21 protein-coding genes are annotated in these 23994 nt (G+C 58.2%); 16 read left to right on the forward strand and 5 right to left on the reverse strand.

Translation table 11 applies throughout. From position 1 onward, the window contains the following. The 9 genes from C4S63_RS03555 to C4S63_RS03595 all read left to right on the forward strand — a co-directional run. The coding region (locus C4S63_RS03555) for an integrase core domain-containing protein (protein ID WP_146063349.1) at window positions 1–326 on the forward strand (326 nt) is incomplete at its 5' end. 178 nt (window positions 327–504) lie between these two features. Beyond that, complete coding sequence (locus tag C4S63_RS03560) at window positions 505–1023, forward strand: hypothetical protein (protein WP_103916736.1); 519 nt, start codon at window positions 505–507, stop codon at window positions 1021–1023. 294 nt (window positions 1024–1317) lie between these two features. Then, window positions 1318–1716, forward strand: coding sequence for a hypothetical protein (locus C4S63_RS03565; protein ID WP_103916737.1), 399 nt, complete (start codon window positions 1318–1320; stop codon window positions 1714–1716). A gap of 6 nt (window positions 1717–1722) precedes the next feature. After that, the gene (locus tag C4S63_RS03570; RefSeq protein ID WP_103916738.1) at window positions 1723–2325 is read left to right on the forward strand and encodes a class I SAM-dependent methyltransferase; all 603 of its coding nucleotides are present in this window, start codon (window positions 1723–1725) and stop codon (window positions 2323–2325) included. 217 nt (window positions 2326–2542) lie between these two features. Next, a complete protein-coding gene (locus tag C4S63_RS03575; protein ID WP_103916739.1) occupies window positions 2543–3394 on the forward strand; it encodes a metal-dependent hydrolase in 852 nt (283 codons plus the stop codon). A gap of 13 nt (window positions 3395–3407) precedes the next feature. Next, the gene (locus C4S63_RS03580; RefSeq protein ID WP_103916740.1) at window positions 3408–4922 is read left to right on the forward strand and encodes an NAD(P)/FAD-dependent oxidoreductase; all 1515 of its coding nucleotides are present in this window, start codon (window positions 3408–3410) and stop codon (window positions 4920–4922) included. A gap of 126 nt (window positions 4923–5048) precedes the next feature. After that, on the forward strand, window positions 5049–5513 hold the full coding sequence (locus C4S63_RS03585; protein ID WP_103917040.1) for a DUF3465 domain-containing protein: 465 nt from the start codon (window positions 5049–5051) through the stop codon (window positions 5511–5513). A 340-nt stretch (window positions 5514–5853) separates the two neighbouring features. Continuing rightward, window positions 5854–10194 carry a hypothetical protein gene (locus C4S63_RS03590; RefSeq protein WP_103916741.1) on the forward strand — a complete coding sequence of 1447 codons (4341 nt, stop codon included), beginning with the start codon at window positions 5854–5856 and terminating at the stop codon, window positions 10192–10194. Window positions 10195–10345: 151 nt separating this feature from the next. Next, window positions 10346–11056: a pseudouridine synthase gene (locus tag C4S63_RS03595; protein ID WP_103916742.1), complete on the forward strand. Its 711-nt coding sequence runs from the start codon at window positions 10346–10348 to the stop codon at window positions 11054–11056. A 154-nt stretch (window positions 11057–11210) separates the two neighbouring features. Here the strand turns inward: C4S63_RS03595 and C4S63_RS03600 are convergent, their stop codons facing one another. Together C4S63_RS03600 and C4S63_RS03605 are read right to left on the reverse strand one after the other, a co-directional pair. Then, window positions 11211–12095 (reverse strand): oxygenase MpaB family protein, encoded by an 885-nt coding sequence (locus C4S63_RS03600; protein WP_103916743.1) that lies wholly within the window; start codon window positions 12093–12095, stop codon window positions 11211–11213. Between the two features lie 124 nt (window positions 12096–12219). Beyond that, the gene (locus C4S63_RS03605) at window positions 12220–13104 is read right to left on the reverse strand and encodes a LysR substrate-binding domain-containing protein (protein ID WP_062817981.1); all 885 of its coding nucleotides are present in this window, start codon (window positions 13102–13104) and stop codon (window positions 12220–12222) included. A gap of 129 nt (window positions 13105–13233) precedes the next feature. On the opposite strand from C4S63_RS03605, the gene C4S63_RS03610 reads away from it, so the two are divergent. Then, window positions 13234–13437 carry a hypothetical protein gene (locus C4S63_RS03610; RefSeq protein WP_103916744.1) on the forward strand — a complete coding sequence of 68 codons (204 nt, stop codon included), beginning with the start codon at window positions 13234–13236 and terminating at the stop codon, window positions 13435–13437. Window positions 13438–13653: 216 nt separating this feature from the next. Here C4S63_RS03610 and C4S63_RS03615 read toward each other — a convergent pair whose 3' ends face one another. Next, window positions 13654–15309: an electron transfer flavoprotein-ubiquinone oxidoreductase gene (locus C4S63_RS03615; protein ID WP_062817979.1), complete on the reverse strand. Its 1656-nt coding sequence runs from the start codon at window positions 15307–15309 to the stop codon at window positions 13654–13656. 477 nt (window positions 15310–15786) lie between these two features. Here C4S63_RS03615 and C4S63_RS03620 point away from each other — a divergent pair, with 477 nt between their 5' ends. Continuing rightward, window positions 15787–16536 carry an electron transfer flavoprotein subunit beta/FixA family protein gene (locus C4S63_RS03620; protein WP_062817978.1) on the forward strand — a complete coding sequence of 250 codons (750 nt, stop codon included), beginning with the start codon at window positions 15787–15789 and terminating at the stop codon, window positions 16534–16536. Beyond that, window positions 16536–17465 (forward strand): electron transfer flavoprotein subunit alpha/FixB family protein, encoded by a 930-nt coding sequence (locus C4S63_RS03625; protein ID WP_062817977.1) that lies wholly within the window; start codon window positions 16536–16538, stop codon window positions 17463–17465. The genes C4S63_RS03620 and C4S63_RS03625 overlap by 1 nt, the downstream gene beginning before the upstream one ends. A gap of 69 nt (window positions 17466–17534) precedes the next feature. Here C4S63_RS03625 and C4S63_RS03630 read toward each other — a convergent pair whose 3' ends face one another. Then, window positions 17535–18443 carry a hypothetical protein gene (locus C4S63_RS03630; RefSeq protein WP_103916745.1) on the reverse strand — a complete coding sequence of 303 codons (909 nt, stop codon included), beginning with the start codon at window positions 18441–18443 and terminating at the stop codon, window positions 17535–17537. Window positions 18444–18633: 190 nt separating this feature from the next. Between C4S63_RS03630 and C4S63_RS03635 the strand changes: the two genes are divergently transcribed. Beyond that, window positions 18634–19416 (forward strand): SDR family oxidoreductase, encoded by a 783-nt coding sequence (locus tag C4S63_RS03635; RefSeq protein ID WP_103917041.1) that lies wholly within the window; start codon window positions 18634–18636, stop codon window positions 19414–19416. Window positions 19417–19528: 112 nt separating this feature from the next. Here the strand turns inward: C4S63_RS03635 and C4S63_RS03640 are convergent, their stop codons facing one another. Further along, window positions 19529–20623 carry an NAD(P)/FAD-dependent oxidoreductase gene (locus tag C4S63_RS03640; protein ID WP_103916746.1) on the reverse strand — a complete coding sequence of 365 codons (1095 nt, stop codon included), beginning with the start codon at window positions 20621–20623 and terminating at the stop codon, window positions 19529–19531. Window positions 20624–20825: 202 nt separating this feature from the next. Between C4S63_RS03640 and C4S63_RS03645 the strand changes: the two genes are divergently transcribed. Genes C4S63_RS03645 through C4S63_RS03655 form a run of 3 tightly spaced genes read left to right on the forward strand, consistent with a single transcriptional unit; the run spans window position 20826 to window position 23982 of the window. Further along, entirely contained in the window at window positions 20826–22265 is a 1440-nt protein-coding gene (locus C4S63_RS03645; RefSeq protein ID WP_103916747.1) for a circularly permuted type 2 ATP-grasp protein, read from the forward strand. Beyond that, a complete protein-coding gene (locus C4S63_RS03650) occupies window positions 22259–23188 on the forward strand; it encodes an alpha-E domain-containing protein (protein WP_063525746.1) in 930 nt (309 codons plus the stop codon). The genes C4S63_RS03645 and C4S63_RS03650 overlap by 7 nt, the downstream gene beginning before the upstream one ends. After that, on the forward strand, window positions 23185–23982 hold the full coding sequence (locus tag C4S63_RS03655; RefSeq protein ID WP_103916748.1) for a transglutaminase family protein: 798 nt from the start codon (window positions 23185–23187) through the stop codon (window positions 23980–23982). Before C4S63_RS03650 ends, C4S63_RS03655 begins: the two co-directional genes overlap by 4 nt. Window positions 23983–23994 lie beyond the last annotated feature (12 nt).

The raw sequence follows: 23994 nt of genomic DNA on the forward strand, positions 1-23994 counted from the left end.
AACCTGAGAAACTCATGTTCCACTCGGATCAGGGCAGCCAATATGCCAGCCGAGTGTTCCGGCAGCGGTTATGGCGCTATCGAATGCAGCAAAGCATGAGCCGGCGGGGCAACTGTTGGGACAATGCGCCAATGGAAAGGCTGTTCCGCAGCCTCAAATCAGAGTGGGTGCCTACGATGGGCTACCGCAACTTGCCCGAAGCAAAGAAAGATATCGGTGACTATCTGATGGGTTACTACAATTACCACAGGCCTCACAGCTACAACGGCGGGATCGCCCCTGCGGTGGCCGAAGAAAAACCTAAATCACTGTCCGGTATTAGTTGACCACTACAGAGGTTCCCTAAAAAAGATCGTTTATCGATACTTACAAAGTACGCATCAAGAAAGCGTACAGCATGAGAGTTCCAGGCCGAAGTCGCTGCTGTCACATAACCAATTGCTCTTGCGGATTCGGTTCCCTCGCGCGCAAAGCAAGGCGTTATGTGTTTTAGAGGTTGCGCTAATGGATGCGCCAATTCCTGAAATAGACAATTGTTGCGAAAAGGAGATCTTTGCTTTTTTTGGTCTTGCCGTATATTCGGCTCAGGTCATGGAGCATGGGGCGTTGAATCTTGCGGCTGTTTTGAGGTTGCCTCAAGTCAGCCTGGTTTCCGAAGAGTTATTTGACGAGTTGTTCGAGTCTCTAAGTCGGCGCACCTTCGGTCAGCTTTTGAAGGCTGCTAAAGATGTCATTTCCCTATCTCCTGATCAGGAAATAATTCTCAACGATGCTCTTGATTTAAGAAATATGCTAATTCATCGCTACTTCAGCGAGCGATATGAGGACTTAGTTTCAGTTTACGGAAAGAATGAAATGCAAAGGGAGCTGCAAGGGATTATCGCGAAATTTGTAGAAGCAGATAATCTGATTGAAGAGATATGCCTTCCAATTTGGAAACGTTTTGGGGTTACTGAAGAAATGGTGAGGATTGAAGTGGACAGAATTCACCAAAAAGCGGCTATGCGTGACGCAAACTCATAACAAGCAGCGGTGGGTGGTTCAAATTTCGCTCGTTCCTCGCTCTAATTATCCGGTTGTTTGGAGGCAGGTGTTCCCCCGTGGATTTCACCGAACCCGGAGAGCGTTGATGGCTAAGCTGTTCGCGCCTCAAGCGGCGTATTCGCTTGGCTCACCCTCCGGGCACGCACTACGTGCGTTACTGCGCTACGCTACGTTCCTACAGTAGGCTTCCGGGCCAGCGCAGAAATGGTGATCTCGTCGTTCCCTGGTAGGCCGAATGTAATCAAAATGTTCCTGAAACCTTTAGGAGAAACAATGAGCGGCAACCTAATCAGAAACGGTTTTATCGCCGCCGCCTTGATGAACATCGGCGGCGTCCTCCTTTTCTCCCGTGCCTTCACTAATGACGTCATCAACCAGGCCGATCCGGTGGTCATGTCCAACTTCGGGCTGCTGATGATTGTGGTGTGGGGGCTGGCCTATCTGGGGGCGGCGTTTATCCAGGGCAATCTCCGCTGGCTTGCGGCAGCCTTTGCCATCGAGAAGTTGGTGTACGTGCTGGTGTGGGGGCTGTGGATGTCGAACCATAGCCTTGGCGCGGTGTATGAGCAGGATCTGTTTGCCGGGGTGTTCTACAGTATCTACGGGCTCAACGATCTGGTCTTTATGTTGTTCTTTGGCTGCGTGTTTCTGTCGCAACGGTCCAAGGGCTGATAGCTTATGAATCCCACGGAAACCGGCAAGAAATACGACACCATTACTCATCTTTGGGAAAGCGAGAAGTTCAATCGGCAGAATGGCGTTGAGGCCCACAAGCGGGCGCTGCAGTTTGTCCGCCGCAAGGGCCGGGCGCTGGATGTAGGGTGTGGGTGTACGGGTCGGTTTATCGATTTGCTACAGGAGCAAGGGTTTACGCCGGAAGGCGTGGATATCTCGGCAAAGATGCTGAGCCTGGCCCGCGATCGCCACAGGGATGTGGCCTTCCATCATCAGGATATTTGCCAGTGGGAAAGCCCTGCTGATTACACTTTTATCACGGCGTGGGACAGCATCTGGCATGTGCCTCTCTCGGAACAGGAGAATGTTATCACCCGGCTGGTGAACAGCCTGGAAGAGGGCGGGGTGTTGATCTTCTCGTTTGGCGGTACCGATGAACCGGGAGATCACCGGGATGATTTCATGGGGCCGGAAATGTATTACTCCTCGCTGGGGGTAAACGGGTTTGTGAGTCTGCTATCCGGCCTGGGCTGTCGTATCAGGCATCTGGAGTTCGATCAGTTTCCGGAGTTGCATGCTTATCTGGTGGTGCAAAAGAAGTCCTAGTCAGAAGGGGGGACCCGTTCAAACAGCGGTTTCTGTCTGGGCATTGGACCGGTAGGAGAGTCTGCGAAAAGTAAACATCCATTCCTTCCCTGTATCTTCTGTCCCGCCCAATTTGACCCATATCAACAAACCATAACATTGCTCAATGTAACTATTGAGCCTGTCATCGTGCTGGCCCTAGCATCCGATCAATCCGATCTGTTCAAGGGGCATGACAATGACAATTCAGGTTGATCCGGTGCGCCGGAATCTCAAATTCGGGCTGCCCGCCGGCAAGGCATTGAGCTGGAATCCGGGCGGGCTGCATATCTCCCAGTTCTATAACACCCTGTCGATTTTCTTTCCGGCGGGGGAGCGCTTCTTTATCCAGAGCGTGCGCAACTATCGCCAGGAAATCACCGATGCGCATCTGAAGGAACAGGTTTCCGCCTTTATCGGCCAGGAAGGTTTCCACACCCGTGAGCACGAGGAATACAACGAAGCACTGGTGGCGGCGGGTATGCCCATTGAGGCCATGGATGCGGTGGTGGTGCGGTTGCTGGAATTGGTGAAGAAGGCGCCCCGTTCCGTTCAGCTGGCGGCCACGGTGGCACTGGAGCACCTGACCGCGGTGCTTGGCGACATGCTGCTGCGCAATACCGAATTGATGGAAGGGGTGGACCCGCATTACTCGGCGATCTGGCGCTGGCATGCCATTGAGGAAACCGAGCACAAGGCGGTGTGTTTCGATGCGTTCGAGCAGGTGGTGGGCAAGGGCATCCAGGCCTATGGCCTGCGTGTGGGGGCCTTTCTGTTGGCCAATGCGTTGTTCTGGAGCCTGTTCGTGCCGTTCTACACGCTGATGGTGGCGAAGGGCGGTGGCCTGTTGAACCTGAAGGGGTGGTGGAAGGTGGCCAACCTGGCGGTGGGGCGTCCGGGAGTACTGCGCCGGGCGCTGCCGGACTGGATGGATTTCTTCCGCCCCGGCTTTCATCCCTGGATGCATGACAACCGGGAATTCCTGGACCAGGCCGAGGCACTGATGGACGAAGTGGCGGCCTTTGATGTGAACCGGCTGCAAGCCGCCTGAGGAGGGCAGGGATATGACCAGTAAAGCGAAGATTTCCGCAAAGACGATTTCCGTGGATGTGGCCATCGTGGGCGCCGGTTTCGGCGGGCTGTGCATGGCGATCAAGCTGCGTGAGGCGGGCAACGAGGATTTTGTGATCCTGGAAAAGGCGGCAGAAGTGGGCGGGGCCTGGTACTTCAATGGCTATCCTGGGGCGGCCTGCGATGTGCAGTCGCACCTGTATTCCTTCTCGTTCGCCGGCAAGGCGGACTGGAGCAAGCGCTATGCGCCCCGGGACGAAATCGAGAACTACATTCTCGACACCGTGGAGCAGTATCAGCTGCGGCCCTTTATCCAGTTCAACCAGGAAGTGAACGAAGCCCATTTTGATGAAACCACCGGCCGCTGGACCGTGCGCACCGCGGCGGGCATGACCATTGATTGCCGCCACTTTGTGCTGGCCTCCGGCCCGTTGCATGTGCCGAACGTGCCCAACATCAAGGGCCTCAAGCGCTTCAAGGGCAAGGTGATGCATTCCGCCGAGTGGGATCATGGCTATGATCTGGTGGGCAAGAAGGTGGTGTCCATCGGCACCGGTGGCAGCGCCATTCAGTACTGCCCGGAAATCGCCCCCAAGGTGAAGAAACTGTCCGTGTTCCAGCGCAGCGCGGCCTGGGTGATTCCCCGGGATGAGCGCGGTTACTGGGGGATTCAACAGCGGCTGTTCAAGCGTTTCCCGGCGCTGCGTAAACTGCATCGGGCGCGGCTGTACTGGAGCAATGAATCCCGGGTGGCGCCGGCTTCCAGCCCGAAGGCGGCGCAACTGCTGGGTGCCCTGTGCAAGCAGTTCATTCGTTTGCAGGTGAAGGACAAGGCGCTGGTGAAGGCGCTGACCCCGGATTACACCTTCGGCTGCAAACGGGTGCTGATTTCCAACAAGTGGTATCCCATGTTCAACCGCGACAATGTGGAGCTGGTCACTGCGGGTATCCGCGAGGTGAAAGCCCACAGCGTGGTCACTGAAGACGGGGTAGAGCATGAAGCGGATTGCATCATTCTTGGCACCGGCTTTGTGGTGGATCCGCGTATCTACATGAAAGATTTTCCGCTCACCGGGTTGCCGGGCCATGATCTTCATAAGGACTGGGCCAAGTCTGCGGAAGCGCATTACGGCGTTACCGTCAGCGGCTACCCGAACCTGTTTATGCTGGTGGGGCCTAATACTGGCCTTGGTCATAACTCCATCGTGTTCATGATCGAGTGTCAGGTGAAATATATCCTGCAATGCATGGCGCTGCTGCGTGAGGAAGGCGCGGATTATCTGGATGTGAAACCGAAAGCCCAGGAAGCCTTTAACGCCAACGTGCAGCGTCGCCTGCAGGGCACCACCTGGACCTCCGGTTGCACCAGCTGGTACCAACAGGACGACGGCAAGAACTTCGCCCTGTGGCCGGGTTCCACCTGGCGCTACTGGCTGGAAACCCGCAACGTGCGCTCCACGGATTATGAGTTTGTGTGTGCCAATGCTGAGGCAACGGTGGAAGCCTGACGGGTTTTGAGTCTGCGTTAAGAGAGAGGGGCAGCCTGGGCTGCCCCTTTTTTGTGGCGGGTGGTTCTGGCATTGCGGATGGCTTGTGGTAAAAAAGGGGAGAAATAAGCCGGCCAGAGAATGTTGATGAGAAAAATAGCCCCGATTATCGCTGCTGTGACAGTGCTGGCACTGTACGGGCTGGATAACCTGCGAGAGGACAGCACCGTCAGCCAGGCGCCGGCTCAGGCCCCCCGGACGGAATTGCCCGCCGCTGCCGGTGATAGCCTGATTCAGGCGGCCTATGAAAACCGGCAAAGCGATGTTCAGGTAGAAGGGGCCGGTCGGGTGGTCAAGGTGCTGCCGGACGACAACAAGGGTAGCCGCCACCAGAAATTCATTCTGGAGCTGGCCTCCGGCCAGACCTTTCTGGTCGCGCACAACATTGATCTGGCGCCCCGCATTCCAGACTTGCGTGAGGGCGACCGCGTCAGCTTCTACGGTGAGTACGAGTGGAATGAGCGGGGAGGGGTGGTCCACTGGACCCACCATGATCCACAAGGCCGCCATGTGGGTGGCTGGTTGAAACACCAGGGCAAACGTTACCAGTAAGTGAGCCGGATCCATCCGGCCCGCGCCACGACTGATACTGCTTTATCTCCCCTTGCCAGATCGCGGCTGCTTGCCGCAGACGGCGTCCTGCATTCCTGCGACCTAATCAGAAAGAGAACACTTTTGTGTCAGGGGCGAAATGCGCCGGCCCATGCGGGGCTGTTATCTGGAACGAAAGTGCTCCAAATTTTGTTCCGGATTCGTGATGGACGTAGCAGATTAGGGCCGGGTTAGGTTCACAATGCGAGGGCAGAAATGACGAAGCAACCGCTTCGTTGTTCTGCAACGGTGCCGGCAGACTCGCCGCACTGCACATATCAGCCATGACACGGAGGTCAAAATGGCAACGGACGATCGCTCTGGAAGCGACGACGCTTCCCCGTCTCTTTCTCTCACCAAAAAACATATTGATGCACTGACCCATCGTGTTCATCGCTTTGATGCCGGTATCAGCAAGCTTGAGGCCGAATCGAAAGCGATGAAAAAACGCGGTGACGAGGCTGGTGCCGCCAGCCTTGATCGCAAAATCAAAGTGCTTCGCGACGAATTGATCGAGCTGCAGAATGAAGCTGCCAGCGCCCCGGAAATCGCCAGCGCGCTAGGCCTGGAAAGTCGCCCACAGGCGGAACTGGCCGAGATTCCTGCCGTGGTCAAAGCGGCCAAGTTTGAAACCATGAACATCGAACTGAGTGAAGCAAAATACCAGAGCCTCACTCCCATCAGTAGCGAGTGGCCACGCCAGGGGCGGGTGGTGAAGGATGGTGTAGCCGAGCCCGTCCAGACCCTTGGCAAGGTGCGCATGCTGGTGAACAGCGAAGAGGGCCAGGCTGCGGAGAATCTGCCGTTTCGCCTGGAAGCGAAGGATGCCGACAGCGGCGAGGTATTGGTTCTGCGTAACGGCCATACCAACAAATTCGGCTATGCCTCGGTGAATCTGGGCAATTTTCCGCTCAGTCGTATCAGCGATATGCACATTGTCGTTGGCAAAGGCGGCAGCAATGAAGAGGGCGGTGATATTCAGCGCACCCCGGTGCTGAATGCGTCCATTGCCACCCACCGTGATCTGGGGGTTCCCCACCAGGTGGTGATTCGTCCGGAGCTGCTGGACAAACTGAAGCCGCGCTTCCCGGGTCGGGATGGGCCGGAAATCCCCGGGACCATCGAAGATCCGGATGACATTGATATCAAGAATTCTCCTCGCTCTTTTGGTTTGAATGAAGAGCACGTGGACGGCAACTGCTGCCTGCGACCTCGCACGGAGTTCCCGGCGCGGGAATATCATTTCCGGCAGATTGTGCGGTTGAATGAACCGCTGCTGAACTTCCGTGAGAAAGGCATCTCTCGCCAGGATGTGCAGTCGCCGATTCCCTTTGGCGATGAGTCCCCGTCGGTTTATGGCCTGACCGGGGGAAACCTGCTTCTGGGTACGGTCAATATGTATCGTCAGGGCTGGTATCCCGTGGGCAGAGGGCTGGGCGAATTGCTGTATTCCCTGGCATTGGCACCCTGTGAGCATGTGAATCTGGCATTTGTGGATTGGTCCAGAACACAGCGTGACACGCGGGTCGAGTCACGGGTCCAGCGCGAGCAGATGGAACATGAACTGAACCATGACCGTGCCATTGAAGAGGTGGTTGATTCGGTGCTCACCGAACGTCAGACCGGTGAATCCGGCAGTGGCGGTGGTGGTGCCAGCCTGGATCTGGGCTTTTTCAGCATTGGTGGGGGCGGCGGTAAGACCTCCAGTACCACCACCGGGCGACGGAGCCTGCAGGCGTCCACGGTCCAGGATATCTCCGATGAAGTCACCCAGCGGGCGTCGTCCATTCGCTCGCAACGTTCAACGGTGGTGACAACGTCCTCGCAGCGGGAATCCGAGCGTATTCAGACGCGCACGGTGCACAACCATAATCGCAATCACGCCATGACGGTGCAGTACTTTCAGGTACTGTCCCACTATTCGGTGAAAACCGAACTGGTGGAAGAGAAGCCGGTGGTGTTGGTGCCGTATGATATCGACGACGCCATTTTCGATGATATTCCCAGCTTCAATAAATTCAGACTGGCACCGAGCCGACCCATCACCCGGTTTCTTGATCGCCACTCCCGCCTGCTTCGTCGCATGGTTCCGCGCAGCTATAGCCGGGCGTTTGAATCGTTGTCACGACTGCTGCATTGCCGTGATGTGTACGATATCGAGACCCCCTATGCCACCTTTTCCCGGTGGAATATCCGCCTGGACAAGGCCTGGCGCCCCGGCCTGACGATCAGTATCGAAACCAATGACGGGCAGAGCTTTCCGCTGACACCCCGGGGTGGCAGTGCGGACCAGGCCCCCGTGGAGTTTATTTCTGATCCTGTCAGAGCCGAAGATATCGAGGCCGTCCGCATCGGCTTTGATCCGGTTGAATCAGCACGGGTTACCGGCAACACCGGCATATTCGGTTTGCTGGGAGAGAGTCTCAATGATTTGCTCGAGCAGACCCTCAATCACAAACTGACCCGCATCGAGATCACGGCACGGACGGACCGTTCCCGGTTTGTGCCGGAGCGGCAGAGTTTCCGCCTGACGGTCGTGCAGCCGAATGTGACGCTGAGTAATGACAATCCTCATGTCTCTCTGGACATCACACCGCCGACCATCAACTTTGATGGTTATCGTGGCCGTGAGCATCAAGACTACTGCAAGCTCAAGTCCCTGATTGCCTATATCCAGTCCCGCCCCATGCGTTTCCTGCGGGCCATCTGGTATATGGAGGACCCGGATCGTCGTGCCATGCGGTTTGACCGCTTCCAGTTCCAGGGAAATTCCTTGCTGGATAGTATCGTCAACAAGCCGGTGGGAGTGCTCGGCAATTATGTGGCATTCGAATTACTCGAGGGCCACAAACTGGTTCAGATTGATGCGCCCAACTACGTGGTTTCCAGTCGTATGGTCAGCCTGCCTACCCGGGGCGTCTTTGCGGAAGTGTTCCTGTCCTGTTGCAACGCCACAGAGAAACGGGATGTGGAGCGCTTTATTGATCCAGACCAATCCTGCCAGAAGTCGGCACCGGAGATTACCGGTATTTCCCCGGGCTCACGGGCGCAGGGCAGCGACACCCGGCCTTCGGATTTCGCCACACCGATGATCAATTTGCAGAACGCGCCGGCGGTACCCAACCCGAATGGTATGACGGCAGGCCTGAATGTGATGGGCACGCCGGATATTTTCCGTGACCTTTCCCGGGGAGCGGAACTGCTTCAGTTTATCAATAACGCCACGAAAGAAGCGTTCACCAGCACCCGTCAACACCGCGCGGCCATGGATGCCATCGCCGGCGATGTGGTTCGCGGGCTGGTGTCGGCCTATACCGGTGTTCCCATCGGCTCCAGCGGCAAGCCGGCCACGGCCAGTTCCGGCACCAGCGGAATTCAATCCGCGCCGTCAGGCTCCGGTGGCAGTGGCGGGGCGGCAACGGGCAGTGCGGGTGACAATGGGGCCTTGCAGGCACTCACCGGCGAGATGGTGCGCCAGAGCTCTCCGTCACAGGTCAGCGATCATGTGCAAACCGTTAGACGGGCGGTGGAAAGTGGCCTGCTCAGTGAAGGGCAGGGCAATGCCATCACCAACTCCCTGTTGGGGGGAACGGCTGCCGGGATCCCGGACAGCACGGCGCCGGTGATCATCCTCACGGCACCCACCTCCCGAGATGGTCTGGCGTTTGGTCCGGCCACGGGGGATAAAAGTGGCGCCCTGGGCCTTTCGGTGAATGTGGAAGGCGAGCCGGAAGGGGCAACCGGTCGCTGGACCCGACCCAATCCCGCCGCCATGGCACTGTCATCACAAGAGGATGACAACATCACCGTCACGCCGCTGATTCCTGGATTGCAGGAGCTGGACTACACCCTGAGAGACACGGCCGGCACCGCACTGGCGAGCATCAAGGTGCCCTTGTCCGTGCCGCAGTTTATCGCCGTGCGCGAGGATGCGGCGGCGTTTGATGCGGTACTGGCCAGTTATAGCCTGGATGACGTGAAACCCTCGGTGCTGCGGGCGGCCAAGGAAACCTGTGACCTGTTGTTGATGACGGCGAATGTCCGCACTGTTTGGGAAATGGCGCCATTCAATGAGGCATTGCCGGCCCAGTTTGCAGCGGGCGGGGCTGCCGCAAACCGGTTGACTGTCGCCACATTGCGGGGCAATCCGCCTTCGGCGGGTCTTGCTGGTCGTACGCAGGCGGGGACCGGTGGCATCGGCGCGACGGTGTATGACGAGACGATCTCCGTCTGGCCGGGGGCGTTCGATGATGCGGCCGCCAGCGGCGCGGCCGGGGATGTGGATGATGCTACCCGCCAAGTGGTGCAGCAGATGCAGGGGCTGGATTTTACCGATCTTCGCCTCAAGCAACTGGCAATTGATATTGTCGGTCGACTCATCGGTGAAACCCTGGCCCATGAGGTGCTGCACAGTCTTCTCGGGTTCCTGATTCCCACCGGACACCACAACCCGGCGGTGGCCAGTGACATCATGAATCGGGGCCTGGATCGCAGCTTCCAGAACCGGACCGGTTTTGAGGTCATCGACCTGGCCAACTTCCCGGATGAGGGCAGTTATTCCGATACGGGGATTGGCTTGATCAATATACCCACGGCGGTGACGCAGGATCTGATCGACCAGCATTTCCCGGTCTCAATCTAGTCCTCGAACCCGAGAAAGCCCTGGCGTCCCCATCTATGGGTCGTCAGGGCAATCCGGTGGTACCTGCCACCGTCCCGCAAATTTCGCGAGCCCGGTCTGGCACTCTGTCAGACCCCATTACGGAGACCGCCGGCTCCGTTATCATGTCTCCATGACCTCCCGATACCATCGTCTTGACCGTTTCCTCAGCGCTCGCCTGCAGATCAGCCGAAGCAATCTGCGGTTATTGCTGGCTGGCGGCCGTGTCCAGGTTAACGGTCAGGTTGAAGGGGATCGGCAACGACGGATTGGTCCGTTCGACAGGGTGGTTTGCGACGGCGAGATTCTGCAGGCAAACCGGCCCCGTTATCTGATGCTCAACAAGCCTGCCGCAGTGGTCAGTGCCACCCGTGATGATCATCACCCCACGGTGCTGGATCTGCTACCGGAGGATCAGCGTGATGGGCTGCACCTGGCCGGGCGGCTGGACTTCAATACCACCGGCCTGGTGTTGCTGACCAACGATGGCGACTGGTCCCGGCAGTTGAGTCAGCCGGAGAATCAGGTGCGCAAGCATTATCGGGTGACACTGGAAAAGCCGTTAACCGACGACTATGTGACGGCGTTTGCCGAGGGGATGTGGTTTGAGTACGAAGGCATTACGACGCGCCCTGCGGCGCTGAAAATTCGTACCCCGTTTGAGGCAGACGTGTGGCTTTGCGAGGGCCGCTATCACCAGATCAAACGCATGTTCGGGCGTTTTGATAACAAGGTGCTGACGCTGCATCGGCTGGCGATTGGTAATTTGGTGCTGGATGAAACGTTGAAGCCGGGCGAATGGCGGGCGCTTTCGGCGTTGGAGGTGTCCTCCATTTTTTCATGAGAGGACACCGTCACAGATTGCGTAGGGTGCACTGAGCCTAAGGCGAACTGCACCATCAAACGCGGCATCGGTGCAGTTCGCCTTAGGCTCAGTGCACCCTACGTCTTGAAGGCGCGGGTGTTTGTGACCTTTCCCTCTCTGATCCTCGAAGCACTTAAACCAGTGGCTTGCCTTTCTTCAGGCGCCGGCGGAAATCCCACAGCACCAGATTGTAAGGGGCCTGCCGGATCACACGCGGCAGCAGCAGGCTGATGCGGCCAATCGTGCGCACGGTACGCTCGAAACGCCGCTGCTTTTTGTCATTCCATTCCAGCTGCATTTGCGCACGGATTTCCGGCGGCAGAAAACCCGTGGTCACAAACCGGTTGAAGCGCCCCAGCAGAAAGCGGGTTGGCCGGCTGAGGAATTCCAGGTCGGCGATCATCATCAGGTACCGGCGAATACGGTCGTCGATGTGCAATTGCTGCAGGCCTTCCTGCCAATAGGCGTCAAAGGCTTGCAGATCTTTCGGCCAGGTGTCCTGACGAACCTGCAGGGTGGTGCCCAGCGGGTGGGCCAGCTGGTAAAAGGTTTCCTTTTCCTGCTGGCTCATGGGGCCATGGAGTTTCTGATGGGTATCCACAAAGCCCCAGTAGAGACAGGCGGCCACCCACATCTGCAGGTTCTCATCGAACGCGTTGTACTTCACCGGTGAGTGTTCGGTGGAGTGGACCTGGGCATGGGAACGATTGACTGCCCTGCGGTAGGCCAGCTTCTCTTCACTGGTGCCCATCATGGCAACGGCCAGGTAGGTGAAGGTGGTGCGCGAGCGTTTGATCGGGTGATGCAGGATCGAGCCACTTTCCACCCGGCTTTCCGCGACGCCATAGCCGACCCCTGGCAGGGCCAGTTGCAGGATAATGTTGGCACCACCGGCCAGCAGCATGGCGCCATCGAAGATGCCGGGAAATTGCGCGTCCAGTTCCCGGGCGGTGGGGGGAGTGGGCCATTGGTGTTCCAGTCGGGCCTGGCGACTTTCCAGGTTGGCTTGGGCTGTCATTGTTTTTCTGTCCTCGCTGTCAGCGCGGTGGTTCATACGCCGTTTTTTTTCATGCTAACGAGGAGTGCGTCATCAAACAATGAGACAAAATTAATTATTTGTATCATCGTGGAGTTTTCTGCCCTTAAAGCCGCAATGCCCGGAACACCGCCCGCACATGGCCGGCCAGCACATGGGTGGCCGAGCCTTCTTCGCCCCGGTAAAGCATGGCGATCTGATAGTCGCCCAGTTCAGGCAGCTGATATTCCTCGCCCAGTTGCTGCAGGGGAGGCTGGATTAGGCTGAGCGGGAAGGGGCCAATGGCCAGATCCGCCTGCATGGCCGCCTCCTGGCCGGCGCAATGTTCGCTGGTGTAAGCCACCCGGTAGCGGTGATCGCTGCGGTCCAGGGCCTCCAGGGCCATCTTGCGCCAGGGACAGCCCTGGCTGGCCAGAGCCAGGGGCAGGGGCGTCTGGCTCACTGCGATCCCCCCCTGGGCGCCGGCCCACACCAGCGGTTCGCTGTGCACCACTTCCCCCCGTGCCGGGCGACCCTGTTTACCGGTGGTGACCATAATCAGGTCCAGCTTGCCCGCATCCAGCTGCTTGAGCATGTCGGCGCTGCGCCCGACGATCACGTTCACCTGCACGGCGGGGTGAGAGCGGGAAAACTGGGTCAGCACCTGGGGCAGGATACGGGTGCCGATGTCATCCGGGGTGCCCAGCCGCACGGTGCCTTCCAGCTCCGGGGCGGTGAAGTGACTGATGGCCTCCTGGTTAAGTTTCAGCAGGCGCCGGGCGTAGCCGAGCATGGCCTCGCCCTCGGCGGTGAGGCTGACCCGACGCGCTTCGCGGAGGAACAGCCGTTGCCCCACCTGTTCCTCCAGCCGCTTGATTTGCATGCTCAGGGCAGAGGGGGTGCGGAACACTTCGGCGGCGGCCTGGGTAAAGCTTTCCGTCTCCGCGATAGCCACGAAGCTGCGCAGGATTTCCGTGTCCAGGAGGGGTTGAAGCGGGCTGTCCGGGGGCATGTTTCACCTTTCAGAAAAATTGAACGATGAGTAAAGATCTTTTCGATTTACTGATAGTAAACCCGATTGCATCATGGACGCCAATCACAGCCCAGCCACTCCACAACGTTCCCAAACAGGGAGGAGACCATGAAGCGCAACGACCCTCAAACACTGGAAGCCCCCAAGCGGATTCACTCCCGCAAGCCGGATCTGCACATGCCGGCCATGCCTCCCCTGGAGCTGATGGATGCCCTGGATTATCGCATCCGTCTGGCCTGGTATCGTCTGCGCAAGAGCCGTGCGCAGCAGCGGTCCCGGGTGGCCCAACGGCTGCAAAGAAAGCCGGTCTGAGTATGGTGTCTGCGACGGATGTGAAAGCATAGCAAGGCGGCTGATTCGCCTTGTGAACAAGGCTCCAACGGGGTAATGACTGATTCCCTTCCGGAATTCACCGTTGGAGCGTTGCTTGCAAAGCGAATGCTTCAGAATTCCGGCGAGTGACCAGACACAAAAAAGGCGCCTTTTCAGGCGCCTTTTTTGTGTGCGACACGGAAGCCGTGCGGCCAATTACATGTTCGGGTAATTGGGGCCGCCGGTACCTTCCGGAGCCACCCAGTTGATGTTCTGGGTGGGGTCCTTGATGTCGCAGGTCTTGCAGTGCACGCAGTTCTGGGCGTTGATCTGGAAACGCTTGTCGCCAGTGTTCTCGTCCTCGACCACTTCGTACACACCCGCCGGGCAGTAACGCTGGGCCGGCTCGTTCCACTTGGGCAGGTTCACCTCAAGCGGTACGTTCGGGTCTTTCAGCGTCAGGTGACAGGGCTGATCTTCTTCGTGGTTGGTGTTGGACAGGAAAACGCTGTCCAGCTTGGCGAAGGTGATCTTGCCGTCCGGTTTCGGGTAGTCGATCTTCTTGCTCTGGTCTGCAGGCTTCAGCGTGGCGTGATCCGGGGTGGTGTCACGCATGGTGATCGGCAGTTTGCCGTTGAACAGGTTGATGTCCACGAAGGCAAAGGCAGAACCGATGAAGTTGCCGAACTTGTGCTGGGCCGGGCCGAAGTTGCGCTGGGCGTGCAGCTCTTCGTGGATCCAGCTCTTGTCGAAGGCATCCTTGTATTCGGTCAGCTCGTCGCCACCGCGGCCGCCTTTCAGGGCTTCTGCCAGGATTTCCGCGGCAATCATGCCGGACTTCATGGCGGTGTGGGTGCCCTTGATCTTGGCGAAGTTCAGGGTGCCGGCGTTACAGCCCACCAGCAGACCACCGGGGAAGGTCATCTTCGGCAGGGACTGCAGGCCACCCTTGGAGATGGCACGGGCGCCGTAGGAGACACGCTTGCCGCCTTCCAGGTGCTTCTTGATTTCCGGGTTGGTTTTCCAGCGCTGCATCTCGTCGAACGGAGACACGTGCGGGTTGGAGTAGGCCAGATCGGTGATCAGACCCAGGGCAACCTGGTTGTTCTCGATGTGGTACAGGAAGGCACCACCCGGGGAGCCGGACTCGGTGAGCGGCCAGCCGGCGGTGTGCACCACCAGGCCTTCCTGGTGTTTGGCCGGGTCGATGTCCCACAGTTCCTTGATGCCGATACCGTAGTGCTGCGGGTCGGTGCCTTCGCGCAGGTTGAATTTTTCCTGCAGCTGTTTGCCCAGGTGACCACGGCAACCTTCGGAGAAGATGGTGTACTTGGCGTGCAGTTCCATGCCGGGGGTATAGCTGGGCTTCTTCTCGCCGTCATGGCCGATGCCGGAATCGCCGGTGGCGATACCTTTTACGGAACCATCGTCGTTATAGAGTACTTCGCTGGCAGCAAAGCCGGGGAAGATCTCGATGCCCAGACCTTCCGCCTGTTCTGCCAGCCAGCGACACAGGTTACCCAGGGAAATAATGTAGTTCCCTTCGTTGTGCATGGTCTTGGGTACGAACAGGTTCGGCACTTTCTGTGCCTTTTCCGGGCCGGTGAGGTAGTAGATCTCGTCGCCGGTGACCTTGGTGTTCACCGGAGCGCCCATTTCCTGCCAGTTGGGGAACAGCTCGTTCAGTGCACGGGGCTCAAGCACCGCACCGGAGAGAATATGGGCGCCGACTTCGGAGCCTTTCTCTACCACGACCACACTGATTTCCTGACCGGTTTCCTGGGCGATCTGGCCCAGACGGCAGGCGGTTGCCAGACCGGAAGGACCGGCGCCGACGATGACTACATCGACTTCCATAGATTCGCGTTCCACAGCCTGTCTCCTCGCTATCGATTGCGTGTTCGGCCCTGAAGCCACTGAGAAAGGGGTTCTGAAACACTCTGCCACAGAAAAACCTTTCTCAGCAGCCACCTGGGGCCAGCCTTGGGGTGGCGCGGAGTATATAGAGATAGGCCAAACCGCACCACTGCCTGGGTTGGCCGCAACGCCCGCTGCATTGTTACCGGGTGTTGATCCGGTGGGGCGGCCACTGCAACCATTTCAAACAGGTGTTCGGATTATCCCTTGCTAGCTGGTTGATTTACAAGGAAATGGCCGACCGTAAAGTCACGAAAAGTGGACACCTTGCAGAGTCTATTTGCAGCAAAATCATTCGCTTACAGATTTTCGGCCTATTGACCTGCTTTGGCCGAGCGTTCAAGATAGCGGCTCTTTCGCGGGGGTGGACCCGGCAACGGCGTCAATTCGCCTCCTTCTACATGTCACCCAATGGAACATTCCGAGGATCCTATGAAGGTTCTTGTACCCATCAAGCGAGTCATTGACTACAACGTCAAGGTTCGCGTGAAGGCGGACAACTCTGGTGTTGATCTCGCTAATGTCAAAATGGCCATGAACCCCTTCTGTGAAATCGCTGTAGAAGAAGCGGTGCGCCTGAAAGAGAAGGGTGTGGTTACCGAAATCGTTGCCGTTTCCATCGGTCCCAAGACCGCTCAGGAGCAGCTGCGTACTGCCATGGCACTGGGCGCTGATCGCTCCATCCTGGTAGAAACCGATGAAGACGTTCAGCCGCTGGGCATCGCCAAGGCACTGAAAGCCATCGTTGACGAAGAAAAGCCGGACCTGGTGATTCTCGGCAAACAGGCGATCGACGGCGACAACAACCAGACCGGCCAGATGCTGGCTGCTCTGACCGGCATGCCGCAGGGCACGTTCGCGTCTGAAGTGGACGTGGCTGACGGTAAAGTGAAGGTGACCCGTGAAATCGACGGTGGCCTGCAGACCGTTGAGCTGAACCTGCCGGCGGTGGTTACCACCGACCTGCGTCTGAACGAGCCGCGTTATGCGTCTCTGCCGAACATCATGAAAGCCAAGAAGAAGCCGCTGGACACCAAGACCGCTGCTGATCTGGGCGTTGACCTGACTCCCCGTGTGACCACTGTCAGTGTGGAAGCCCCGGCCGAGCGTCAGGCTGGCATCATCGTTGGCTCCGTTGACGAGCTGGTTGAGAAACTGAAGAACGAAGCGAAGGTGATCTGATGAGTGTATTAGTTTACGCCGAACACGATAACGCCGCGCTCAACAAGGTCACCCTGAGTGTGGTTGCTGCTGCCAAAGAAATCGGCGGCGACATCACTGTGCTGGTAGCCGGTAAAGGCTGTGGCGCTGTTGCTGAAGAAGCGGCCAAGATCGATGGCGTTTCCAAGGTACTGTGCGCTGACAATGACGCCTACGAGCACCAGCTGGCCGAGAACGTTGGCGACCTGGTTGCTGAAGTTGGCGCGGATTACAGCCACATCCTGGCTGCCGCTACCACCACCGGCAAAAACTTCGCGCCGCGCGCTGCAGCGCTGCTGGACGTGGCCCAGATCTCCGAGATCTCCGACGTGATTGATGCGGATACCTTCAAGCGTCCGATCTACGCCGGTAACGCCATTGCTACCGTGAAAAGCAGCGATGCCAAGAAAGTGATCACCGTGCGTGGTACCTCTTTCGACGGCGTTGCCGCTGAAGGTGGTTCTGCTGCCGTTGAGAACATCGACGTTGCCAAGGACGCCGGTATCTCCTCCTTTGTGGGTGAAGAGCTGGCCAAGTCCGACCGTCCCGAGCTGACCTCTGCCGAGATCGTGATCTCCGGTGGTCGTGGCATGGGCAACGGCGACAACTTCGAAATCCTGTACAAGCTGGCTGACAAGCTGGGCGCTGGCGTGGGTGCATCCCGTGCTGCCGTTGACGCAGGCTTCGTACCCAACGACATGCAGGTCGGTCAGACCGGTAAAATCGTTGCGCCGAACCTGTACGTTGCTGTGGGCATCTCCGGTGCCATCCAGCATCTGGCCGGCATGAAAGACTCCAAGGTCATCGTTGCGATCAACAAGGACGAAGAAGCCCCCATCTTCCAGGTGGCGGACTACGGCCTGGTCGCTGACCTGTTCGAAGCGGTACCGGAGCTGGACAGCAAGCTGTAAAAAGCCTGCAGTCAGCACCAACAAAAACCCGGCCTTGTGCCGGGTTTTTTGTTATGGGATGGCGCTCAATCAGTCTGACTCCGGCTCTGTACACTCCAGCCTTACACTAACCTGAAGATCCGGCCAGGGGTCACTGATGTGGGTGGCGTCGCAGCGAGGCGTCAACCCAAAGGCGGGATCAGTGGGGGAGAGGGTGGCGAACCATTCGCCGCGAGGCCGGCCATTAAAGGCGTCGGTTGACTCACCGGCCCCCAGAGTGATCGGCCCGACGGCAGGATCGCTTGTGCGAAGCTGAATCGCATGTCCCGAGGTATTTGTCACCGTTATCACCTGCACGCTGTCACTGGCATAGCGTCGCTCACGCCATCCGTACTCCCGATCCAGATCGATGGATTGCCATCCGGGTGTGGCGCCGTTGCACACAAAGGGAAAGTCGAAATCCCGGGTACTGGGAGGCGAGAGTTGCAGCATTTCGGTGGCGACGGACATGTCATAGGTCTCGCCATCCGTGATCAGCGTGGCGGTAAACCGGGTACTGGCTTCGGGAGTGACTGTGCGGGAATCCGCCAGGGCCTCGTTTTCGCCATTTACCGGTGGGCTCAGGGTGAGCGTGTCAGCGGTGACCGTGATCGCAAAGGGGGGATAGCAGCCATCATGATTCGGGCAAACCTGGGCAACGCCGGGAGGAAAATCCGAGGGGCAGCAGTAGCCGTCCACACACCGTCCATCACTGGGGCATTCTGATGCCGTGGCACAGCTTGGTGCCGTGCTGTATGCGTCACCGAAAACGCTGCAGTGCGATTCGTCACGGGGCATATTGCGGGCATCCCAGCTGACGGTGATCGGGTCGCCGGGACAGAATAAATGGGGTTCCGCTTTCAGTTGCGCCGGGTCACCGGGTAGTCCATCCAGTTTTACGGCGCAGGCAGAGATCAGTAAAAGAGAAAATAGAAAAGCGGCAAGCAGTCCATTGCGCATCGTTGTTACTCCCTTGTGTTGGTGATAATGCCTCTCTCGGTTGGTGCTATTCCTGCCGCCGGGATTGGCGCAGGGCGAGTCAGTTAAGTGTAGGGTCCGGCAAACAGGAAAGGGGTGAACTGTCTCACTATTAGCACGGATAATGCGTTTCCATCATGACGGACCCTATTTGGCATATCGGGGGCACTCCATGCAGATCTTCAAGGGTAAAACGGCGCTGATTACCGGTGCATCCAGCGGCATTGGTGAGGAAATGGCTAGGCAGCTGGCTTCGGTGGGCTGCAATCTGATTCTGGTAGCGCGGCGCACTGAGCGACTCGGTTCCCTTGCCGCGGAGCTGGCATCGTTCACCGTTGATGTCATTACCGCCGATCTGTCTGATCCGCAAGCGGCCGAAGCGGTGTTTGCACAGACGCAGGCCGCCGGGCGGCAGGTGGATATTCTCATCAACAATGCCGGCTTTGGTTTCCAGAAACCGCTGTTGTCGCTGCCGGTGGCGGATCAGCTGGGCATGGTCGATGTCAATGTACGGAGCCTGCTGGTGCTGACTCAGCGGTTTGCCGCGCCCATGGCGCAACGGGGCCAGGGCTGGGTGCTCAATGTGAGCTCGGTGTCTGCCTGGTTTCCGATCCCGGGCATGGCCACCTATGCAGCCAGCAAGGCCTGTGTGCTGCATCTGAGTCGTGCTCTCCACGAAGAGCTCAAGTCAGCGGGCATTGTGGTGACGGCACTGTGCCCCGGCGGCACCCGCACCGAGTTTTCGTCCATCGCCCGTGAGCGGATGGACCCGGATCTGGAAAAAGCCATGATGCCTGCGGACGTAGTGGCAGGGGCCGGACTGAAGGCGCTGGCCAGTGGAAAAGCGGTGGTGGTTCCCGGGGCCTTGTATCGAGTCATGGTCTCTTTGGTGCGGGTATTACCTGCTAGCTGGGTGACGCGTTTGGCGGGAAGGGTAATGGGACGTCATCACTGATATCGCTCTCAATTTCCGCTGAGCGTAGGGTGCACTGAGCCCAAGGCGAACTGCACCACTAAAACGCCAGATGATGCAGTCCTCCCTAGGCTCAGTGGCACCCTGCCTATATTTAACCCCGACTGGCGATGTCTTCCGCAATGGCCAGCGCTGCTGTCAGGCCGGGGGACTCTATTCCCAGCAGATTGATCATGCCTTTGATGCCGTGTTCCTTCTCATCCTGTATCAGGAAATCCCGCCAGGGCGCTCCGTTGACGAATAACTTGGGGCGGATACCGGCATAGGCGGGGGAAAGTCTCTGGGGGGCAAAGGACGGCCAGTAACGACGTATGGCGTTTTCGAACTGCGGTTGCCGTGACGCGTTGACTTGATAATCCCGCTGCGCAATCCATTCCACATCCGGGCCGAAGCGGGCGTTGCCTGCCAGGTCCACGGTAAGGTGAATGCCCAGTCCATCGCTTTCCGGCAAAGGATAAACCAGCCGTTGTGTCGGGCTGCGGCCCGCCAGTGAAAAGTAGTTCCCCCGGGCCAGCCGTTGCTCGGGAATGCCGTCTGCGGGAAATCCATGGCAGTGCTGCAGCAGTGGTGCGGCACCCAGGCCGGCGGCATTGATGAGATGCCGGCACTGTAACTCGAAGGGCCCCTCGTCACTGTCTACCAGCAGCAGGAAATGCGCCTGATGGCAATCAATCCGGCGCACCCGGTGGCGATAGCAGAGCAGGGCATGATTTGCCTGCGCCTGCGCGGCGAGACACTGCATCAGGGCGTGACTGTCGACAATCCCGCTATGTTCACTGAGCAGCGCCTCGCTGGCATGGAGCCAGGGTTCCTGGCGACCCAACCACTGCTGGCTACATGGATGCAGGCCGGTGGCGCCGCTGTTCAGAGCGTTCTGGTGCAGTTGCTCCAGTGTGTCCTGTTGCCCTTCATTGGCGACGACCAGCTTGCCGCACTGCCGGTAGGGAATGTTTTTTTCCTGGCAGTAACGATATAGCAGGGCATTGCCGCGCAGGCACAGGCGGGCTTTCAGAGAGTCCGGCGGGTAGTAGAGACCGGCGTGGATGACTTCGCTATTGCGGGAAGAGAGGTGTTCGCCAAAGTGGCTTTCCTGCTCAAGCAGTACCACCGACCTTGAAGGGGCCAGTTCACGGGCGATCGCCAGGCCGATGACGCCGGCACCGACGATCACGGTATCAACCTGCTCCATGTAGCCTCTCTCTGCCGGTTCCCGTCCTGTGCGCTATTTTGGACATACTGATCCGTGCTTGTCGAAACCGGTGCTTCATTATGAAGCAGGGCGGCTCTGGAGTGGGGTCGCTGACCGGTCTGTTGAGCGATTTTCTGGCATGGGACTTGCTCAATAACTTTCATGGAAGGCGCAAAGCCTTTCTTGAGAGAAGGAAAGTGCCATGCGGTCATTAACGTTGCCGGCCGTTGCCGGTTTTGATGAGATGATTGCCCCGGGCCGAGGTATTCGGACGCATTATACGCACTACCACGACTGGCTGTTGCAACAGGACGGCCAAAGCCTGGAAAGAAAGCGCAGGGAAGCGGAGCTTCAGTTCCACCGAGTGGGCATTACATTCAATGTGTACGGTGAGGATAGTGGCACCGAACGGTTGATCCCCTTTGATACCTTGCCTCGGGTCATTCCGGCCTCCGAATGGCAGAAGCTGGAGCGCGGGGTGATACAACGGGTCCAGGCGCTGAATCTGTTTCTGCACGATATTTACCACGATCAACGCATCATCAAGGAAGGCCACTTGCCGGCTGAGCAGGTATTCGGCAATGCCCAATACCAGCCCTGCATGCAGGATGTGGATCTTCCCAATCAGGTTTATTCGCAAATCAGCGGTGTTGATCTGATCCGCGATGGCGAGGGTGCCTGGTACGTGCTGGAGGATAACCTCCGTACCCCTTCCGGGGTCAGTTACATGATCGAAAACCGTCGCATGATGATGCGGCTTTTCCCGGAACTGTTTGCCAGACAGATGGTGGCACCGGTTGATCATTACCCCTCGTTACTGCTGGAAACCTTGCAGCAGAGCGCCCGTCACAGTAACCCCACGGTGGTATTGCTGACCCCGGGGCGTTACAACAGCGCCTATTTCGAGCATGCCTTTCTGGCGCAGCAAATGGGGATAGAACTGGTTGAGGGAGCCGACCTGTTCGTGAAGGAAGGCTGCGTCTTCATGCGGACGACCGCGGGTTCCCAGCGGGTGGATGTGATTTATCGCCGGGTTGACGATGCCTACCTGGACCCTCTGGCATTTCGTCAGGACTCCATGCTCGGGGTGCCCGGCTTGCTGTCCGTGTATCGAGAGGGAAGGGTGGTTCTGGCCAATGCGGTGGGTACCGGGGTAGGGGATGACAAGTCCATTTATCCCTATGTGCCGGCCATGATTCGCTTCTATCTGGATGAAGAACCGATCCTGGCCAACGTGCCCACATGGCAGTGCCGCCGCAAGGATGAACTGAAACACGTTCTCGCCAATCTCCCGGAGCTGGTCGTCAAGGAGGTCCATGGGGCCGGTGGCTATGGAATGCTGGTAGGGCCGGCGGCCACCCGGGAAGAAATCTCTCACTTCCGGGACCGGTTGCTGGCAAACCCGGATAACTATATTGCCCAACCGACACTGTCACTCTCGACCTGCCCGATTTTTGTCAGTGAAGGCATCGCTCCCCGTCATATCGACTTGCGTCCTTTTGTTCTCAGCGGGAACGAAACCCGGGTTGTCCCCGGTGGCTTGACCCGTGTGGCCATGAAAGAGGGATGCCTGGTTGTGAATTCCTCCCAGGGCGGCGGCACCAAGGATACCTGGGTGCTGGAGGAGAGAGAGCCATGCTGAGTCGTACTGCTTCTGACCTGTACTGGTTGTCCCGTTATTTCGAGCGGGCGGAAAATACCGCGCGGATGCTGGACGTGGTCTGGAACCTGTCGCTGATCCGCTTTGCGGTGGATCTGGAATCAGAGTTGATGGCGCCGCTGGCGATTACCGGGTCCGGAGAACGCTACAAAAGCCGCTATGGCAACGTGACCATCGGCAACCTGCTGTATTTCTTTACCCTGGACGAGGATAACCCTTCCAGTATCTACCAGTGCCTGCGGCAGGCCAGAAGCTGTGCCCATGCGGTGCGCGGCAAGATTACCGCGGAGATGTGGGAGAGCGTGAACAGTACCTGGATCGAGCTGAAGGATATCCATCAAACCGGCTTGCAGGATTACGGAGAAACGGCGTTTTTCGAGTGGGTGAAAAACCGCTCTCACCTGTTTCGTGGTGCGACCTACGGCACCTTGATGCGCAGTGATACCTTCAACTTCCTGCGTCTGGGCACCTTCGTCGAGCGAGCGGATAACACCGCACGGATTCTTGATGTGAAACATCAGGACGGGGATGTGGAGTCCAATACCACCGTGGATTACTACCGCTGGCATGCATTGTTGCGCTCTGTGGGAGCCTATGAAGCCTACCGGGAAATGTATAGCGAGCCGATTAACGCGGAGCGTGTGGCTGAGTTGCTGATTCTCCGTCCGGAGATTCCACGCTCGTTGTTATCCTGCCTGCAGATGCTTTGCCAGTTCCTGCCCAGCATCGAAGGGGACGCCGGATTACAGTCCAAGCGCCTGGCAGCGGTGCAGTTGGCGCGGCTGCAATACGGTGATATCGAGCACGTTACCGACATCGGTCTGCATGACTACCTGACGGATTTTCTGCGTCGGATTAATGAATTGGCGGATACCATTCAATCTGAATATCTGGAGCTGGTATGAAATTGTCGATCCGTCACAGTACGGAATACCATTATTCTGAGCGAGTAAAGCACAGCACGCAGTATCTGCGACTGACCCCCAGGCCCTCCGCCCGGCAAAAAATTCTCAGCTGGGAAATGGATTTGCCGGAGACGGCGGAACGGGCGTCTGATGGGTACAACAACATCCTCCACGTGCTCACCCTGGATCAACCGCATCAGGAGATTCGGTTGTCGGTCAGGGGACTGGTGGAGATCACGGATGAAGATGGTGAAGACGCGGATCAGCGCCTGTCACCCCTGGTTTTCACGCGCATGACAGAGCTCACTCAGCCGGATGAAGCGTTATTGGAGCTGGCGCATCGTCATGCTGGCCTGCCCGTGGATGCGCGGCTTGAAGCCCTCAGCGAGACGATACTCTCTGCCATGCCCTTTACCCCCGGAGTAACGGATGTGGCCAGCAACGCGGCGGAGGCGTATCTGGGCGGGTATGGGGTGTGTCAGGATCATACCCATGTGTTCCTGGCCTGCTGTCGTGCCCTGGGATTGCCGGCCCGCTATGTCAGTGGTTACCTCTACAGTCAGGATTCAGAACATGTGGCGAGTCATGCCTGGGCGGAAGTCTGGCAGGACGGTAGCTGGCATACCTTTGATGTGACCAATCAGACCCGGTTACCCCGGCACCACCTGAAGCTGGCAGTGGGTCTGGATTATATGGACGCCTGTCCAGTGCGTGGCGTACGCTTCGGTGGTGGGATTGAGTCCCTGAAGGCGGTGGCAGAGGTGCGCCAGTCGTCTTCTTCCCGTTGCCAGTGATCGTGCGGAGTC

The organism is Alcanivorax sp. DSM 26293 (assembly GCF_900107995.1).
Lineage (GTDB): Bacteria > Pseudomonadota > Gammaproteobacteria > Pseudomonadales > Alcanivoracaceae > Alcanivorax.

Excerpts from the sequence above, each read along its gene's own strand:
- C4S63_RS03560 (WP_103916736.1), top strand. The coding sequence starts at position 505 with ATGGATGCGCCAATTCCTGAAATAGACAATTGTTGCGAAAAGGAGATC.
- C4S63_RS03565 (WP_103916737.1), top strand. The coding sequence starts at position 1,318 with ATGAGCGGCAACCTAATCAGAAACGGTTTTATCGCCGCCGCCTTGATG.
- C4S63_RS03570 (WP_103916738.1), top strand. The coding sequence starts at position 1,723 with ATGAATCCCACGGAAACCGGCAAGAAATACGACACCATTACTCATCTT.
- C4S63_RS03575 (WP_103916739.1), top strand. The coding sequence starts at position 2,543 with ATGACAATTCAGGTTGATCCGGTGCGCCGGAATCTCAAATTCGGGCTG.
- C4S63_RS03580 (WP_103916740.1), top strand. The coding sequence starts at position 3,408 with ATGACCAGTAAAGCGAAGATTTCCGCAAAGACGATTTCCGTGGATGTG.
- C4S63_RS03585 (WP_103917040.1), top strand. The coding sequence starts at position 5,049 with ATGAGAAAAATAGCCCCGATTATCGCTGCTGTGACAGTGCTGGCACTG.
- C4S63_RS03590 (WP_103916741.1), top strand. The coding sequence starts at position 5,854 with ATGGCAACGGACGATCGCTCTGGAAGCGACGACGCTTCCCCGTCTCTT.
- C4S63_RS03595 (WP_103916742.1), top strand. The coding sequence starts at position 10,346 with ATGACCTCCCGATACCATCGTCTTGACCGTTTCCTCAGCGCTCGCCTG.
- C4S63_RS03600 (WP_103916743.1), bottom strand. The coding sequence starts at position 12,095 with ATGACAGCCCAAGCCAACCTGGAAAGTCGCCAGGCCCGACTGGAACAC.
- C4S63_RS03605 (WP_062817981.1), bottom strand. The coding sequence starts at position 13,104 with ATGCCCCCGGACAGCCCGCTTCAACCCCTCCTGGACACGGAAATCCTG.
- C4S63_RS03610 (WP_103916744.1), top strand. The coding sequence starts at position 13,234 with ATGAAGCGCAACGACCCTCAAACACTGGAAGCCCCCAAGCGGATTCAC.
- C4S63_RS03620 (WP_062817978.1), top strand. The coding sequence starts at position 15,787 with ATGAAGGTTCTTGTACCCATCAAGCGAGTCATTGACTACAACGTCAAG.
- C4S63_RS03625 (WP_062817977.1), top strand. The coding sequence starts at position 16,536 with ATGAGTGTATTAGTTTACGCCGAACACGATAACGCCGCGCTCAACAAG.
- C4S63_RS03630 (WP_103916745.1), bottom strand. The coding sequence starts at position 18,443 with ATGCGCAATGGACTGCTTGCCGCTTTTCTATTTTCTCTTTTACTGATC.
- C4S63_RS03635 (WP_103917041.1), top strand. The coding sequence starts at position 18,634 with ATGCAGATCTTCAAGGGTAAAACGGCGCTGATTACCGGTGCATCCAGC.
- C4S63_RS03640 (WP_103916746.1), bottom strand. The coding sequence starts at position 20,623 with ATGGAGCAGGTTGATACCGTGATCGTCGGTGCCGGCGTCATCGGCCTG.
- C4S63_RS03645 (WP_103916747.1), top strand. The coding sequence starts at position 20,826 with ATGCGGTCATTAACGTTGCCGGCCGTTGCCGGTTTTGATGAGATGATT.
- C4S63_RS03650 (WP_063525746.1), top strand. The coding sequence starts at position 22,259 with ATGCTGAGTCGTACTGCTTCTGACCTGTACTGGTTGTCCCGTTATTTC.
- C4S63_RS03655 (WP_103916748.1), top strand. The coding sequence starts at position 23,185 with ATGAAATTGTCGATCCGTCACAGTACGGAATACCATTATTCTGAGCGA.